The following is a 15,088-nucleotide window of genomic DNA, read 5'->3' on the forward strand; positions in this document are numbered from 1 at the left end:
TTGACTAGAATTTGTTAATTTCTGTTCTATGCAATAGCTGACTCAACATTCAGAAGTGGCCCTATTCAACTTTTGAGTGAATACGTCTAGCTGTTGAGAAAAAAACAGATGGCTCGAGCTCTACTCGTCTTCTGACAGTAACCAACGTTCAAACTCATGAAACTCTGGCTTGAAGTGACAGATATAGTAGAGCGCATCTTGGTATTTTTTGCCGAAGTGCGCCAACATGTCCATCTCACGCGATAGCTCCTTTTCTGTTGTCTTACGATCACCACGACCTTCACCAGCAAGTCTTGATTTGTGCCAAAATCGTTTAACCCCAGGGAACTCAATGCTTCCTATCTCTTCGGTACTAGGAATAGGTTCCCCCATGATCTCGATAGGAAAAGTAAACTCAAACTTGGGTCGTGCATTAAATAGATAGTGGAAGTGAATTAACCCGCCTGGTTCTAGCTTCAAACCACAATAACTAATGGGTGTATTGAGACTACATTGGTGCTGAGACAGCTGATGGCTGCCAAATACATGAATATCTGTAAAGAAAGAGATTGTTTGATAGTCAAAGCTGGAAAGTGGTTTCGGCAGAGTAATATGACCTTGTAAGCAGGAGACATCACCGTCTGCAATTTCTTCTGCTGTTTTCTTATTCAAACAAAAGAACTCCCCGAGTGATAGGGCTTGCTTTTTACTACTCTCAAATGGCATCAATTTTGACGACAAAACAACCTGTTGTGGAATAAGAACGCCATCATCAGAGAGAAACCGCTGCAGGTGCGCGAATATTGCTACTTGCGGCTCTGTTCCAAGTAGTGCTGTCATAGTTTCGGAAAGGATGAGATCAAATCTAACATTTTCACTAGGATGCCACTTTGTCGCATCACACTTTTCAATTGCGGCTATCTGATTTTCAAGCTCTAACTCTCGCACGATTTTTTCAATAGAGTCGATATTTTCTTGGTGTATATCGATTAGCCATACACGTATGGAAGACTGAGGAAAAAGAACAAGCAAAGGTAATAGCAAACACCCATAGGGGCCTGTACCAGCATAAACGATGTTGATAGACTTTTTTAGCCCCCACCATTTCGGATAGACAATCATAAAGCCCTTTCATGAAGAGTTGGGTTCTAAGTGTTTCTCTTAAACACTTCGCCGCGAGAATAGGAGAGATAGCGACACCCGTTCCTAAATCAGCGTTACACCAATCATTGATATCCTCATCCGCAGAAACACCACCCACTTCTGCAAAAACCTTTGCGAGTTCATTGGTTATTCCATGATTGACTCCCATGTCGTTGTCTCGATTAAGTAATAGTCGGGTATTGGCGAGAATACTGGCTTTTGCTGTTAGAGGACGAACGGCTTGGGAATAAGTCACAGTTTTCACCTATTGGTATCAATCAAACACCCAATAACATATAGTTGCATATCAAGATTTTTCAAAATCAATGACCTTACTTGTGATAGCGTTCCAGTTTCGATACGAATCAAACAAGGGTGCTCGCCAACAATGACGCCATCCTCAAAAAATGGGATGGCATTACGCCCCTACAACTTAAAATCAGAACGATAGTCAGACCAAACACTCCCGTTTGGCAACTGAGAACCTCTGTCCAACAGCCAACGATTTAGTATTTTGAACGCGTAAATACTTCCAAGTAGATTTGCCACTGCCAACGCTATCCAAATCGACTCTAAAGACCAGAGCGCCCCAATAAGTGCAAATGGAATCGTCAAAAAAGAGAGACTTAATCATTGTTAATTGCAGCGACAGACGAGGCGCTTGCACACCATTACAAAACGACGTTGTGATTAACAACAAGCCAAAACTTGGAAAGCTGATACCCACAATCCAAAAGTAAGGGGCAGGTTGCCAAGTCCTCTGGCAACCCTTTAAGCTATCTATTTAAAAGCAAGCTATTCGATAACAAGCTGGGCGACTGCGGACGCGACTTGATCGGCCAAGGCACCGTCAGTGATAGTTTGCGACTGCATGTCATAGTTGTCGTAAAAACTCGGAATCGAAACTGATGCCTTCACATCCGCAGCAAAATAAGGGGCGGAACCTGTCGCCGCAGCCAGAACACTCTGTGCACCGCCAGGACCTGGTGATGTAGCCAAATACACAACTGGTTTGTTTTGAAATACCTGCATATTGATGCGCGATGTCCAATCAAACAGGTTTTTGTACGCTGCGGTATAGGAGCCGTTATGCTCAGCGAAGGAAACAATGACCGCATCTGCTTCACCAATGAGCTGATAAAAGCGCTGTGCTTGCTCTGGAATACCAGATGCCTTTTCACGATCCTCACTATAAAGCGCTGATTCAAAATCACTAAAATTAATAAGATTCACTTCTGCACCTTCAACAAGACTCGCGGTATAAGCGGCCAGAGTTTGGTTGATTGAGTTGCTGCTATTGCTGGCACCAAATGCCAAGATTTTCTTTGCTGTTGTCATCATATGTTCCTTAATTTTTGTATGCGCTTAAACCCACGTACTCAATAAACTCAATCACATTGTCGTCGGGATCTCGGATAAAAAACGACGTACCCGTCGGGTGGTTCATGGGTTCACCACTAAGCGGGATATCCAACTCAGCGAGGTTCGCTAACACTTCCTCTGCACTCGATACCTCAATCGCAACGTGGGTGTAACCGGTATATTTTTCTGGCACATCCATTAAGCGATTGAGCGTTTCACCAGGTGCTGCATTGAGAATAAAATTGATGTTAATGCCGCTTGGATGCTCAACAATCGCAACAGGCTCAGGGCCTGTTGGGCCTGCGATATACTCAAACCCGAGTTTGGCGTAAAAGTCTCTCGACTGTTCAAAGTCACTCACTCGAATTCCAATGTGATTCACTCGGCTGATCTGCTTCATGGTTACACTCCATTGCTTACCTTGTTATCGTTAAATTCAGTTTAATTGCTAGCCATTAGGAAATTAATGACTAAAATGAAAAATCATTATTTCCAAATGACTAGGAATAGTAGGCATGTATAACGGGAAGTTACTGGATGGATTTGTTGTGTTTGTCGAGGTCGTCGAGAGTGGCAGTTTCACCATTGCGGCCGAGAGAACCCAGCATTCTACCTCCTATATCAGCAAGGAAGTCACCAAGCTCGAAGAGCGTTTAGGTGTTCGATTACTTCAGCGCACTACTCGAACCCTTAAGTTGACTCCCGAAGGCGAAAGCTTCTATCAGCGAGCACGAGATGTTGTGGATGCCGCCAAGGCCGCAGAAGAACTAGTCTCTGGTAGTCAAATGGAGCCAACAGGGCTTTTGAAGATCACTTGCCCTGTGGCCGTTGGTTTAACCATGATGAAATCTGTGTTTACCGAATACGCCCAGCTTTATCCAAAAGTGACCTTAGATATCGACCTGAGTGACAAAAAAGTCGACGTAATAGAACAGGGAATCGATATCGCCATTCGCGCTTCCGACCGACTGGAAGATTCATCACTGATTAGCCGTAAGCTGTTTTCGGATACAGGGTTAACCATCGCTTCCCCTCACTATCTCGCAGAACATGGCACACCTTTAAATCCTCAGGAACTGTCTCAGCACGATATCATCAGCTACAGCTACGCCAAAAACCCAAAACGCTGGGTGTATGAAGACTTAGAAGGGAAAGAGTGTGTGGTCGATATCAACAGCAGAATTATCGTTAATAGCGCTCAAATGGAACTAGAGATGTGCAAAGCCGGACTTGGGATCACTCGCTTACCCCGTTTTTATCTTGGCAACGAGTTAGAAACAGGCGAACTAATCGAGCTTTTTTCAGATTACCCAAAGCACCAATTAGGCGCTTACATGGTCTACCCAAGCCGAAAGCACATGTCAGCTAAGGTACGCGCCTTTAAAGAGTTAGTTGAAAAGACGCTCACACGGAAGAAGTAGATAGGCGCTTGGCTCATTCACCGTTATGCTGCTTAACAAACTGTCCCGGTGTCACGCCAAAATGCGCTTTAAATGCGCGAGTTAAATGAGATTGATCGTTGAAGCCAAGCTCTAGCGCCGTAACGGCAATGTTTACGCTGCCAGCACTGAGCCTCTGCTTGGCTTGCTCAAGCCGTTGGCTCACTAGGTACTGATAAGGGGTCACGCCAGCAAGCTTTTTAAACTCTCGCAGAAAGTAAAACTTACTGCAGCCCAAAAGATCTGCGAGATCGTCCACCGAGATGTTGCTACCGATGTTTTCCGCGATATACGCATCAACACGGTCCATTTGCCTTTGGTCGAATTTAGACGCAGCTAGTTGACTGTTCTTAATATCAACATAGTTAGAGTAGTTTTGAATGTAGTGCGTCGCCAAAAGAGATATCAGATTATTGAGGTAAACAGGACCGTTACGCCCTTTGTTCTCACTCTCTAGCAAGAACAGCTCTATCACACCTTTAATGGACTCATCTAATACATTGTAATTATTGAGAAACTGAAGTGGTACACCCTCTAAATTTAACGGACAAAGCTCAAGAAAGACGCTCTCTTCTACAGCCAGGATGACGAAATAGCAGGGCTCATCAATATTGTGTGTAAACGGGGTTTTGGGAGGGTTGATCCAGATGTTACCAGGGCTCGTTTTCAGAGATGCAATGCCCTCCTCTTTTTCGACCTCCCAAGTAAGGTCCTGCTCTAAAGCCAGCGCAAAATAGAAATAAGGTGTATGGACATTTTGCGGATAGAAATGCGGCGAACTGCCCTTTTCAATCACGACGCCATTCCAACCTAAACCTTGATTAGAGTTTTCAATATCAAGCACTTGCCCACAATCGGACAGCGCCCCGGTTTCGTGATCTATAAAGGTTAACTGCGACTTCATCATTCATTCCATTGGTCTCCATATTCTTTGAAACTAGCGCAATGTTGACCGTATCGTCAATGACCAAAAGCCAGTTAACCGCACTGCAATAAAGTTCAAAAAGCCAAGCAGGAATGTTCAATCTCAAAACCCACTCCAGAGCTAATCTATACCCAAGTTAGCCAAACAGAGGCTAAGTCGAAAAGTCAGCAAGAGGGATACAAGATGATTAAGCCAGCACTCATTTCAACAATCGGTCTATTCTCTATTTCAGGGATGGCAAACGACCTTCAGCAAACCAACACCACAGCTCAATACGAGGACACAACTATGCAAGCGATTCAACTCGATACTAAAGTCGGTCAATTAGCAGCAAATCTTTACCTACCAGAAGGTGTAGAGAATCCGCCAGTTGTCGTCGTGACAGGAGCATGGACAACCGTTAAAGAGCAGATGCCAGCAGTTTATGCCCAAGCATTAGCAGACCAAGGCTACGCAGCGGTAACGTTTGATTTTCGTGGATGGGGTCAATCCGGTGACACCGTCAAATACCTAGAAGATCCGACCCGTAAGACAGAAGATATTCGCGCCGTCATCGACGCAGTGGCGAACCTTCAACAAGTCGATGGTAGCCGAGTAGCGGGTCTGGGTATCTGCGCGTCTTCCGGTTACATGATGGATGCAACGGCAGGTAATGACAAAGTGGCCGCAGTCGCGCTAGTCGCACCATGGCTGCACGACAAACCGATGGCAACCGCCATTTACGGCGGTGAAGAGAATGCCAATCATCTCCTTGCTGCAGCCCACCAAGCGGAGCAAAGTGAGACTCCAGTGTACATTGAGGCCGCAAGCCTGACTAACGAAGGCGCCCTGATGTATCAAGCACCTTACTACACAGAAACCGACCGTGGTCTTATTCCAGAATACGACAACCAATATAACGTAGCTTCTTGGGAAGGCTGGTTAAACTACGATGCTCAAGCAAGTGCAGCGACTCAAGATAAACCCGTCATCATGGTTGCCTCTGAAGCGATGGCGCTTCCTGCAGGTGCACATCAATATCTTGACCATGCTGGCAAAAACGTTGAAGCTGTCTGGCTAGAAGATGTCTCTCAGTTTGATTTCTACGACCAACCAGAAGCCGTTCAAGCCGCAGTTGCTGCGATGACCAAACATTTCAAAGCCAACCTGTAATTAAAGGGAGCTAAGAAAATGCGTATTCGTAACCTGTTTATCTTGTTAATTGGAGTAGTCTCAATGAACGTGCATGCTCAAACCCATGCTCTATCTAAGGATGAAGCGATCATTCGTAGCAATATTCAAAGCTTCTCAGCAATGGCTGACCAAGGTGCTTTTGAATACTTAGGTCGACTGTTTGCCCCGCAAGTGACTGTGGACTATACCTCACTGTTTGGAGGCGAAGCAGCGCCCGTTGACCGTACGGATTTAATGAAGCAATGGGCGGCATTCTTGCCTGGCTTTGATGCCACTTATCATGACCTTAGCAACCTAAGAGTGGATGTAAATGGCAACTCTGCAAGCGCATTCGCAGATATTACTGCCAGCCACTGGCTTGGCGATGATGGTTTTTGGGCGGTATCGGGTAACTATGAATTTACGCTTCAAAAAAGTGGTGATAATTGGGTGATTACCTCAGTGACACTCAATAGTCAAAGTGAGTCTGGAAGCCGAGACATTCTAGGTGAAGCGCCTAAAATGGCAGAACAGAATCTCTCTAAAGAGCAATCCGAGCTAGTGAAACTATAAATGATTAGGTTGTTACAGCAAAGGCGCCCATGATGGCGCCTTTTTTTGTGGTGACAAACTCTCAAGTGTCAGAGACCTTTCTCCACAATCAGATAGGTGTGAAGCTCTGGGTACTGATCAAACTCTAAGTGGCGAATGATACAGCCAAGATTCATAAACAGTTTCAAGAAACCGTTTGTCCCCAGAGAAGAGTAGTAAACCTCGGGCCCCATAAAATCATCGGTATGCTCCCCTGCTTCTAAGGTGCCGCCAAATGAGAAGATGAACACGCCACCAGCATTGAGGCTTTCCACGATATTGGTTAGCACCGGAACTTGTTGTTCTAAAGGGATATGCCAAATGCTATCCCATGCCGTGATAAAGTCATATTTGGATGGCAGTTGCCCTTCGCAAATATCTCGATGATGAAAGGTCACATCAGGGTGTCGCTCCCTAGCAAGCTCAACCATCTTGGTAGAGATATCCAGACCTTCCGGCTCAAACCCTTGTTGGCGAAGTAAATCGATAAATCTTCCGGTACAGCCGCACCCAATGTCCAATGCTCTGCCGTTTTCTTTAGCGAACCCTAGTGCACGTTTATGAGCTTGGATCCCGTTATTTCGATTGAAGTCTTTGCTTTGCCACATATGGGTGATCGTATCGTACGCTTGACCTATCTGACGGGGTTTGATCATTACTATTGTCCTGCTCGATAACTTGATTCATACAGTCGATCTTCAAAATTGTTGACCGACCTATTCGAATTACTCCCGTTCATTGTTAATTACCGCGCGTCTACACTAAATCCCAACGCTACAAAGTTACAAGCAAGGGAGACTTATTATGATCACTGTCAGACACTCGCAAGACCGAGGCCGTGCAAATTTTGGCTGGCTGGATAGCAAACACACTTTTTCATTTGGGAGTTACTACGACGCTGATTATATGGGTTTCTCAGCGCTACGTGTAATCAATGATGATATTGTGCAAGCTGGCGCAGGCTTTGATACTCATGGGCATCGCGATATGGAGATCATTAGCTATGTACTTGAGGGAACTATCGAGCACAAAGACAGCGAAGGTAATGTACAAAGTTTACCTGCTGGCGAGTTTCAACTGATGTCAGCGGGAAAAGGAATTTACCACAGCGAATACAACGGCTCAGCCACCGACGAGCTGCGGTTTTTACAGATTTGGATTCAGCCAAATGAGTTTGGCAAAGAGCCTGGCTATCAACAGAAGAACTTTGGTCGCTCGTCGGGCATCACCGCTGTTGCAACACCTGATGGCAGAGATGGGACTTTACAGATAAAACAAGATGCGTCATTGCATCAATTGATTTTAGAGCCTGATACAGAGCATAGCTTCGAGATACTAGAAGGTCGCAACCTTTATGTTCATCAAGTACAAGGGACACTGCAGGTAGGCTCAAGCTCACTCGATGCAGGAGATGGCGCGAAGGTAGAATCCGAAACAAAAGTATTGCTGGCAAACCACTCTTCGGAAAAGGTAACAGCTCTGCTGTTTGATTTGCCCTAATATCTAGAGCGCTCTAACGATACGGTCAAACTCATACTCCAAATCACGGGCAATCATTCGAATATGATGGAAAACATCGAACCCTAAGATGTTTTCCAACTCTCTTGGATGTTGACTCGCGATCACCAGCCCAAGAACAAGCAATAGATACGTGACTAACCTACTCAATTGATATCCTTATCCTTTTTGAGGTTAAATTTCATTCGCTATTGAATAGCAACTCAATAAGGTAGTCTAAAAAAACTTGAGCAAATGTCCACTCTATTTGAGAATAAAACCTGTTTCTGGTTAAACACAGAGCATGCTGCGAATAATATAGTGCGCCTCTGAGAGCATAGCCGCATCCCCAGAACATATGACATCGAGCGGTTTCTTACCTTCAAAGAAAACACTCTTCGATGGCTGCTTCAAGAAACTAATTTTGCGAGACGAGTCCGGATACAACATCTGCAGACACTCTTCGATTCCTGCGATGTGCTCTCGCTGTGACTCTAAATTGCCGCTATCGACAACGTTTTGTATTTGTTGAGAACTCGCTCCCCAGGATTGCAATATCGATATGATGCGCTCGCCTTTACTCATTTTGCCTCCAACAAGTCAACGATATCTTGGTATTGATACTCTCTCGCAAGCTCGAGCGGTGTTTTGCCATCAAAGCTCACCAACTCTGTATTTGCACCTGCTTCGATCAGTACTTTTGCAGCCTCGGTATGACCGTGCCAAATGGCGTCATGCAAAGGCGTATAACCGTTGTTAGGACCTTGAGCATTCAAGGTTTGTTTGAATCCAGGGTACTGTGATAGCAGTTTTATTACGTTGGCTCTGCCGTTATATGCCGCTTTATGGAGCGGGATTGCCTTCATGTAATGATCGGGGATCGTCTGGTCACCACCGTGCTCCATCAGAATATTCAAAGATTCGACCAAACCATCTCGAGCAGCAACCATTACCGCAGTGTGTTCGTCATTGCCAGAGGCTGTAACCGCAGACGTCGCATTTAACGACGACCAGTCTTCAAGTGCATTTAGCTTTGCCGCTTTTTGCTCATCTGACAATGCCGCATCAGTGACGATTTGATAGGCACTTAGTGAAGATTCGTGCTGCGAACGGCGTGCGTCGTAGTCAATAAAGATCTGCTTAAGTTGGTTAGCTTGTTGCATGCCAAACTTGTCTTCTTCACTTGCTCCGAACTCGGTCAGATCAGCCGCTTTTAGCCCAAACGTTGAAATAATTTCAGTATTAATCAAAGGCTGAGAAAGCAGCGCTGTTACCACCTCTGGCTTACGATGCCAAACCGCCACCATCAAAGGCGTCACACCATGCTTTGGCGTTTGTAAGTTGATAAACGCTCCGGCATCAATCAATGCCAACACCCACTTCGTCGACGACTGCTGCGACGCAATGTGAAGCGGTGAGTTACCCATTTCACTATCCAACTGATTCACGTCAGCACCTTGTTCAATAAGCGCGCTAAAGGTGTCGTAGTCACCAGAAATAATCGATTGATGGAGTTTCGGTAAGTTCATCTCAGCCTCACTTGGGATGTGTCGTTTTGGTGGAGTTAGTATCGGCCATTCTTTTATTAACTTGTAGCGCTTAATTAATCACCATTAAGATAACTATTAGTTAATGAGATGACGTTTAACTCTGTTGCTCACCTTCATTCTAGTTGCTAAAACAACAGTTTCACTATACCGACACAAGTACTGAGAATCTAAGCTACAGCGATAGGCAGAATTAAAGCCAGGCGAGAAGATTAATGGAGTTTTATTTAGCGAGCGTCAGAATGCTCGTTTGATTATCTGGTTCGAAAAATGAAGAGAAAGGATAACAATCAGCCCATAGAATGGGCTGATTAGGGGGCATCTATAACGCTTGGGAGCGAGTCGGCAAGAAGACTTCACCCAACATACATCGAACGCTTCCCCCACCAATACTTTCTATGGTAGATACGTCAAATGGCAGTAATTTCCCGTGGGTGGCAAGCTGCTGTTTTTGAGCGGGAGTAAAGGCGTTAAAGGCCGATTGCGACATGGCAATCACCTTATCACCATTCACCGTCTCCAATTGCAGAATGTTGCCGCAGAATTGGTTTACTTGTTCCAGGCTTATATCAATAACCTGTTTGCTGTTCGCAAGTGACTTAACCACAAAACGTCTCTCGTATTCAGGGATGACCTCTGAACATATCACCGCAAAGTACTCTCCGATCGCCATCATCACGTTAGTGTGATAAATCGGTTGTCCTGATGGTAGCGCAGTCTGGAAGGAAACCACTCGATGGTAACCAATGCGTTTAGCGTAATCCTCAAGGGCTTCACGCTCACAGCGCTGAGATAGCGCCGCATAGATGGTTTTGTTGATGTGGTCTTTCACCATAACGCCTGTGCTTTCGAGAAACGCGCCTTGGTCAATGTACCCAAGCAGATTATCTGTCGAAACCACCTGCCTACCCGCAGCGTTTAAGCTGCTTATCAGTGCATCAGGTCTCACTTCTCGCTGGCGATTCTCACAGGCCATTGGGAAGGTAAAGAATGCACCATCATGGGTCGTGCTAAACCAGTTATTCGGAAACACAGCATCCGGCGTTTCTTTGGCTTCAGACGGGTAGTCAAACTCTACTACTTGCACGCCTTCTTTACGAAGCCCTTCAACCATAGCGTTGAACTCAGACATCGCTTTTTGCTTCACTGAGCTCGCATCAAGGTCAACTTGATGCTGAAATTCATTGTCCGCGGCGGTCTCTGCGTTAAAACCAAACTCTTTCGGCGGTACCATAACCACACAATTGGCGTTTTGAACCGACTTCCCTACTCGGACTACTTTGCTTTGGTTGATTTCGTCTTGGTCGACAAAACTGAGATCGCTGCGTGCTGTCATTCCGTGATTCATAGAACATCCACTTAACTAGAAATGTTTTCAACAATCCTTAAATTGTAAATAACGTGTTAAATATTAATTTACTGAATACTGAATTGAATCATAGAGTAAACAAGAATGTTTACTGCCAGATGACAGGAAAACCGCAAATATTCCTGCACAAAAGTCAGGCATAAATGAAAAATATGCACCAAATTGTGGATTATTATTCCGAGCGACCACGAAAATAGAGTGTTTATCTGTGGCAGTTATTGAGAGAGATGGTTAAAAGCTATACACTTATCATCATCTGATTCGTCAGATCTCTTTCATGTGTTCTATCCTGCGAAACGGAACATTCGCTATGTAAAATCAAAACGATAACGCTCTTACTATTTACTCTAATCCCATGACTTCAAAAGTGGATTGGAGGTTTTCTTGTCTCTTCTTGAAAGTGCCCCCTAAAACTGAGGCACTTTACAACGTTACTAGGTGAATCATGTTTAAACGCTTTGAAAAATTTACCGAAGCTTTTCCAAAGCAAGATCCTGAGAAGCCGCCAGAGGGCATACTCGCTTTCTGTCGTTACTACACTCGGGGCTTTGAAAAGCCCATTATTTTAATGTCACTGTTCTCGACCGTCATTGCGATCGCAGAGGTGATGCTGTTTGGCTTTATGGGTCAAATAGTCGATTGGTTGACAGCGAGCGACCCGCAAACCTTCTTGTCTGAAAACGGACATACTCTGTTTTGGGTCGGCTTTTGCGTGCTTGTGGTACTGCCTACCATTCTATTAATCGCCTCCTTGTTGGTACACCAGACTCTGCTTGGCAACTACCCAATGGCGATCCGTTGGCAGGCGCACCGTTACCTGCTTAAGCAAAGTCTCTCCTTCTATCAAGATGACTTCGCAGGACGAATTGCCACTAAGGTGATGCAAACCGCACTCGCCGTTCGTGAGACCGTGATGAAAACGGCTGACGTGTTTGTTTACGTGTCGGTCTACTTCACATCGATCTTAGTGATGCTGGCTGCAGCGGATTGGCGTCTCATGATGCCGATGCTGGTTTGGCTTTGTGCCTACATCGGCATTCAAATCTACTTTGTGCCTAAGTTGAAAAAGGTCGCGACGGAGCAAGCGGATGCCCGTTCAACCATGACAGGGCGCATAGTCGATAGCTATACCAACATCTCTACTGTCAAACTCTTCTCGCATACTGATCGTGAGACCGAGTATGCCGAGAAAGGTATGAAGGGATTCTTGGATACGGTCTATCGTCAAATGCGCTTGGTGACAGGTTTTGATGTCGCAGTTGAGTTTACCAACTATGTGTTGCTGTTTACGGTTACCTCTATCTCTATCTATCTTTGGATGGATGGTGCGATCTCGGTCGGTGCGATCGCGATTGCGATTGGCTTGGCGTTACGTATCAATGGTATGTCGATGTGGATCATGTGGGAAGTCGGTGCTCTGTTTGAAAACATGGGTACGGTTGTGGACGGCATGAAAACGCTCTCGAAGCCCATTGATATAAAAGATGAAAAAGACGCGAAGCCTATCGTTGTTGACCAAGGCGGTATCGACTTTGATGACGTGAGTTTCCACTATGGCGAAAACAAAGGGGTAATCAGTAATCTTAATCTGAACATCAAGCCGGGTGAGAAAGTTGGTTTGGTTGGGCGTTCGGGTGCGGGTAAGTCAACGCTTGTGAACCTGCTTCTGCGTTTCCACGATGTAGAAGGGGGCAATATTCGCATTGATGGACAGTCAATCTCAAAAGTGACTCAAGACTCGCTGCGAAGCAAGATTGGTATGGTGACACAGGATACGTCACTTCTGCACCGTTCTATTCGCGACAACATCTTGTATGGTAAGCCAGATGCAAGCGAAGAAGAACTGCTTGCGGCAACCAAACAAGCGCACGCGCATGAGTTTATCGAAACGCTTACCGACCCGTTTGGCAACGAGGGCTATGATGCTCAGGTTGGTGAACGAGGCGTCAAGCTTTCCGGAGGTCAACGCCAGCGTATAGCAATTTCGCGAGTGCTACTCAAGAATGCGCCGATACTGATTTTGGATGAAGCCACCTCAGCGCTCGACTCCGAGGTAGAAGCCGCTATTCAAGAGAGTCTTAACGAGCTCATGGAAGGCAAAACGGTCATCGCTATCGCTCACCGCCTGTCGACCATCGCTGCGATGGACCGCCTTATAGTACTTGATAAAGGCGAAGTCATCGAGCAAGGCAGCCATAAGGAGCTGGTGGAACTAGGTGGGGTGTATGCCCAACTTTGGGCGCACCAGACCGGCGGCTTTATTGGCGCTGAAGACAAAGACGATAGCAACGTCGCGTAGACTGAAAAGCGGAGCCACATGGCTCCGCTTTTTTATTTCATTTCAATCACATATATGACAATCCAGCAACAATGTGACCTTGTGTAGAAATTTGCACACTCGTTTAAATATGGGCGATTTTCCGTATCTAGATCAGTATTTGATACTGCATACGGGCGCATGATAACTCTGTCGCTATTAAAAGGAGTTGTTATGTTTTATGTTCACATGCTGCTGCTTCTGGCAGTCATTTTTGTAGGTATACGCTACGGCGGTATCGCCTTCGGTTTATTGGGCGGTCTCGGCGTTTCTATTCTTAGTTTCTTCTTTGGTATTGCTCCCGGGACGCCACCTATTGGCGTAATGCTCATTATCCTTGCGGTTGTTGCAGCTTCCGCCACGCTTGAAGCAACAGGCGGTCTAAAACTACTCGTTCAATACGCTGAAAAATTGCTTCGTAAGCACCCATCTAAAGTGGTTTTCCTTGGTCCTCTTTGTACCTATTCACTGACTGTGATGGTCGGTACAGGTCACTCGGTATATCCACTGCTACCCGTTATTTACGATGTAAGTATCAAGCGCGGTATTCGCCCTGAACGCCCTATGGCGATTGCTACGGTTGCCTCGCAAATGGGGATCACTGCAAGCCCTATCGCAGCGGCAGCAGCCGTGGTCATGGCAACAGCAGCGACAAACAACCTTGATATCACCTTGGGCCAAGTGTTAATGGTGACCATTCCTGCCACCCTTACAGGCGTCTTAATTGCGGCAACTTGGAGCTTGAAGCGCGGTAAAGAGCTGAACGATGATCCTGAGTTTCTTGAGCGTATGAAAGATCCTCAGTTTAAAGCGCAGCTTATCGATACCAGCGAAGCGAGTACTGGTGAAGCTGGAATGAAGGAAAACCAGACAGCAAAACGCGGTCTTACTGTTTTCTTACTGGGTATTCTGACCGTTATCTGTGTGGCAATGTTTGGTAAAGATCTTGGCTTATTACCAGACGGTGTGAGCACATCTACCGCCCTACAATTCTTAATGCTGTCGGTCGGTGCGATTATTTTGCTCACTACCAACGTTGACCCGAAAAAAATCGTCAACACCAACGTGTTCATTGCCGGTATGAGCGCGGTCATCATCATCTTTGGTATCGCTTGGATGAGTGACACCATCATCGCTTACAACAAGCCTTACATCATCAGTTTGGTTGAGGACGTAGTAAAGTCGCACCCATGGACCTTCGCGATCGCTATGTACGTTTCGTCCGTCTTCCTTAAAAGCCAAGCGGCCGTGCTGACCATCATGCTACCTCTTGGATTCGCGTTAGGCATCCCAGCAGAAGTCTTAATTGGCGTTCTCCCTGCTTGTTACGCTTACTACTTCTTCCCATTCTACCCATCGGACCTTGCTGCCATTACCTTTGACCGCTCTGGTACCACTAAGATTGGTAAATATATCCTTAACCATAGCTTCCTGATCCCTGGGTTCATTGGCGTGATTACCGCCACGGCTATTGGTTATGCAATATCGACAGGCGTGCTTCCTATCTGGTTATGGGCAATCGCCGTCGCTGGTCTCGCATTTGCTGTAAACAGCTACATGAATCGCTTGAGCAGTGAGACGCTAAAACTGGCGTAAAAGTGCAACGAAAAACGTGATAACAAGTGGAGTCGGACAAACGACTCCACTTTTTTATTCTTCATGCTCCCCGTTTCAGAGAAACTAATGTGCGGCTAGTTAGGTGTACAACAAGGTTTACTTTTTTAACATTTCATTTACACCAGCATTCTAGAATCCTTTTACCGGTTA

The 15,088-nt window shown here is 45.7% G+C and carries 16 protein-coding genes; 6 read left to right on the top strand and 10 right to left on the bottom strand.

The window, feature by feature from the left end; all coding sequences use genetic code 11:
- Positions 1-120: 120 nt before the first annotated feature.
- From AC6I8Y_RS22080 to AC6I8Y_RS22095, 4 genes are all read right to left on the bottom strand, one after another.
- On the bottom strand, positions 121-927 hold the full coding sequence (locus tag AC6I8Y_RS22080; RefSeq protein WP_498021705.1) for a hypothetical protein: 807 nt from the start codon (positions 925-927) through the stop codon (positions 121-123).
- 7 nt (positions 928-934) lie between these two features.
- Positions 935-1,378: a hypothetical protein gene (locus AC6I8Y_RS22085; protein WP_498021707.1), complete on the bottom strand. Its 444-nt coding sequence runs from the start codon at positions 1,376-1,378 to the stop codon at positions 935-937.
- Between the two features lie 539 nt (positions 1,379-1,917).
- Positions 1,918-2,460 (bottom strand): NADPH-dependent FMN reductase, encoded by a 543-nt coding sequence (locus AC6I8Y_RS22090; protein ID WP_498023081.1) that lies wholly within the window; start codon positions 2,458-2,460, stop codon positions 1,918-1,920.
- Between the two features lie 10 nt (positions 2,461-2,470).
- Positions 2,471-2,884, bottom strand: a complete 414-nt coding sequence (locus tag AC6I8Y_RS22095; RefSeq protein ID WP_498021709.1) for a VOC family protein — start codon at positions 2,882-2,884, stop codon at positions 2,471-2,473.
- Positions 2,885-2,999: 115 nt separating this feature from the next.
- Between AC6I8Y_RS22095 and AC6I8Y_RS22100 the strand changes: the two genes are divergently transcribed.
- Positions 3,000-3,905: a LysR family transcriptional regulator gene (locus AC6I8Y_RS22100; RefSeq protein ID WP_498021711.1), complete on the top strand. Its 906-nt coding sequence runs from the start codon at positions 3,000-3,002 to the stop codon at positions 3,903-3,905.
- A gap of 13 nt (positions 3,906-3,918) precedes the next feature.
- Here the strand turns inward: AC6I8Y_RS22100 and AC6I8Y_RS22105 are convergent, their stop codons facing one another.
- Complete coding sequence (locus tag AC6I8Y_RS22105; RefSeq protein WP_498023082.1) at positions 3,919-4,827, bottom strand: helix-turn-helix domain-containing protein; 909 nt, start codon at positions 4,825-4,827, stop codon at positions 3,919-3,921.
- Between the two features lie 309 nt (positions 4,828-5,136).
- On the opposite strand from AC6I8Y_RS22105, the gene AC6I8Y_RS22110 reads away from it, so the two are divergent.
- A complete protein-coding gene (locus AC6I8Y_RS22110; protein ID WP_498023083.1) occupies positions 5,137-6,000 on the top strand; it encodes an alpha/beta hydrolase in 864 nt (287 codons plus the stop codon).
- Between the two features lie 18 nt (positions 6,001-6,018).
- Positions 6,019-6,573: a nuclear transport factor 2 family protein gene (locus AC6I8Y_RS22115; RefSeq protein WP_498021712.1), complete on the top strand. Its 555-nt coding sequence runs from the start codon at positions 6,019-6,021 to the stop codon at positions 6,571-6,573.
- A 68-nt stretch (positions 6,574-6,641) separates the two neighbouring features.
- Here the strand turns inward: AC6I8Y_RS22115 and AC6I8Y_RS22120 are convergent, their stop codons facing one another.
- Positions 6,642-7,244, bottom strand: a complete 603-nt coding sequence (locus tag AC6I8Y_RS22120; protein WP_498023085.1) for a class I SAM-dependent methyltransferase — start codon at positions 7,242-7,244, stop codon at positions 6,642-6,644.
- 151 nt (positions 7,245-7,395) lie between these two features.
- Between AC6I8Y_RS22120 and AC6I8Y_RS22125 the strand changes: the two genes are divergently transcribed.
- Positions 7,396-8,091, top strand: coding sequence for a pirin family protein (locus AC6I8Y_RS22125; protein WP_394149490.1), 696 nt, complete (start codon positions 7,396-7,398; stop codon positions 8,089-8,091).
- Positions 8,092-8,094: 3 nt separating this feature from the next.
- On the opposite strand, the gene AC6I8Y_RS22130 is transcribed toward AC6I8Y_RS22125, so the two are convergent.
- The 4 genes from AC6I8Y_RS22130 to AC6I8Y_RS22145 all read right to left on the bottom strand — a co-directional run bounded on the left by AC6I8Y_RS22130 (position 8,095) and on the right by AC6I8Y_RS22145 (position 10,983).
- Positions 8,095-8,259 (bottom strand): hypothetical protein, encoded by a 165-nt coding sequence (locus AC6I8Y_RS22130; protein ID WP_394149492.1) that lies wholly within the window; start codon positions 8,257-8,259, stop codon positions 8,095-8,097.
- Positions 8,260-8,379: 120 nt separating this feature from the next.
- Positions 8,380-8,673 carry a hypothetical protein gene (locus AC6I8Y_RS22135; protein WP_394149493.1) on the bottom strand — a complete coding sequence of 98 codons (294 nt, stop codon included), beginning with the start codon at positions 8,671-8,673 and terminating at the stop codon, positions 8,380-8,382.
- A complete protein-coding gene (locus tag AC6I8Y_RS22140) occupies positions 8,670-9,617 on the bottom strand; it encodes an ankyrin repeat domain-containing protein (RefSeq protein ID WP_498021714.1) in 948 nt (315 codons plus the stop codon). Before AC6I8Y_RS22140 ends, AC6I8Y_RS22135 begins: the two co-directional genes overlap by 4 nt.
- A gap of 340 nt (positions 9,618-9,957) precedes the next feature.
- Complete coding sequence (locus AC6I8Y_RS22145; RefSeq protein ID WP_498021716.1) at positions 9,958-10,983, bottom strand: arginine deiminase-related protein; 1,026 nt, start codon at positions 10,981-10,983, stop codon at positions 9,958-9,960.
- 466 nt (positions 10,984-11,449) lie between these two features.
- Here AC6I8Y_RS22145 and AC6I8Y_RS22150 point away from each other — a divergent pair, with 466 nt between their 5' ends.
- Positions 11,450-13,303, top strand: coding sequence for an ABC transporter ATP-binding protein (locus tag AC6I8Y_RS22150; protein ID WP_394149497.1), 1,854 nt, complete (start codon positions 11,450-11,452; stop codon positions 13,301-13,303).
- A gap of 192 nt (positions 13,304-13,495) precedes the next feature.
- Complete coding sequence (locus AC6I8Y_RS22155; protein ID WP_234496150.1) at positions 13,496-14,917, top strand: anaerobic C4-dicarboxylate transporter; 1,422 nt, start codon at positions 13,496-13,498, stop codon at positions 14,915-14,917.
- Positions 14,918-15,088 lie beyond the last annotated feature (171 nt).

Source organism: Vibrio sp. KUL78 (assembly GCF_059725505.1).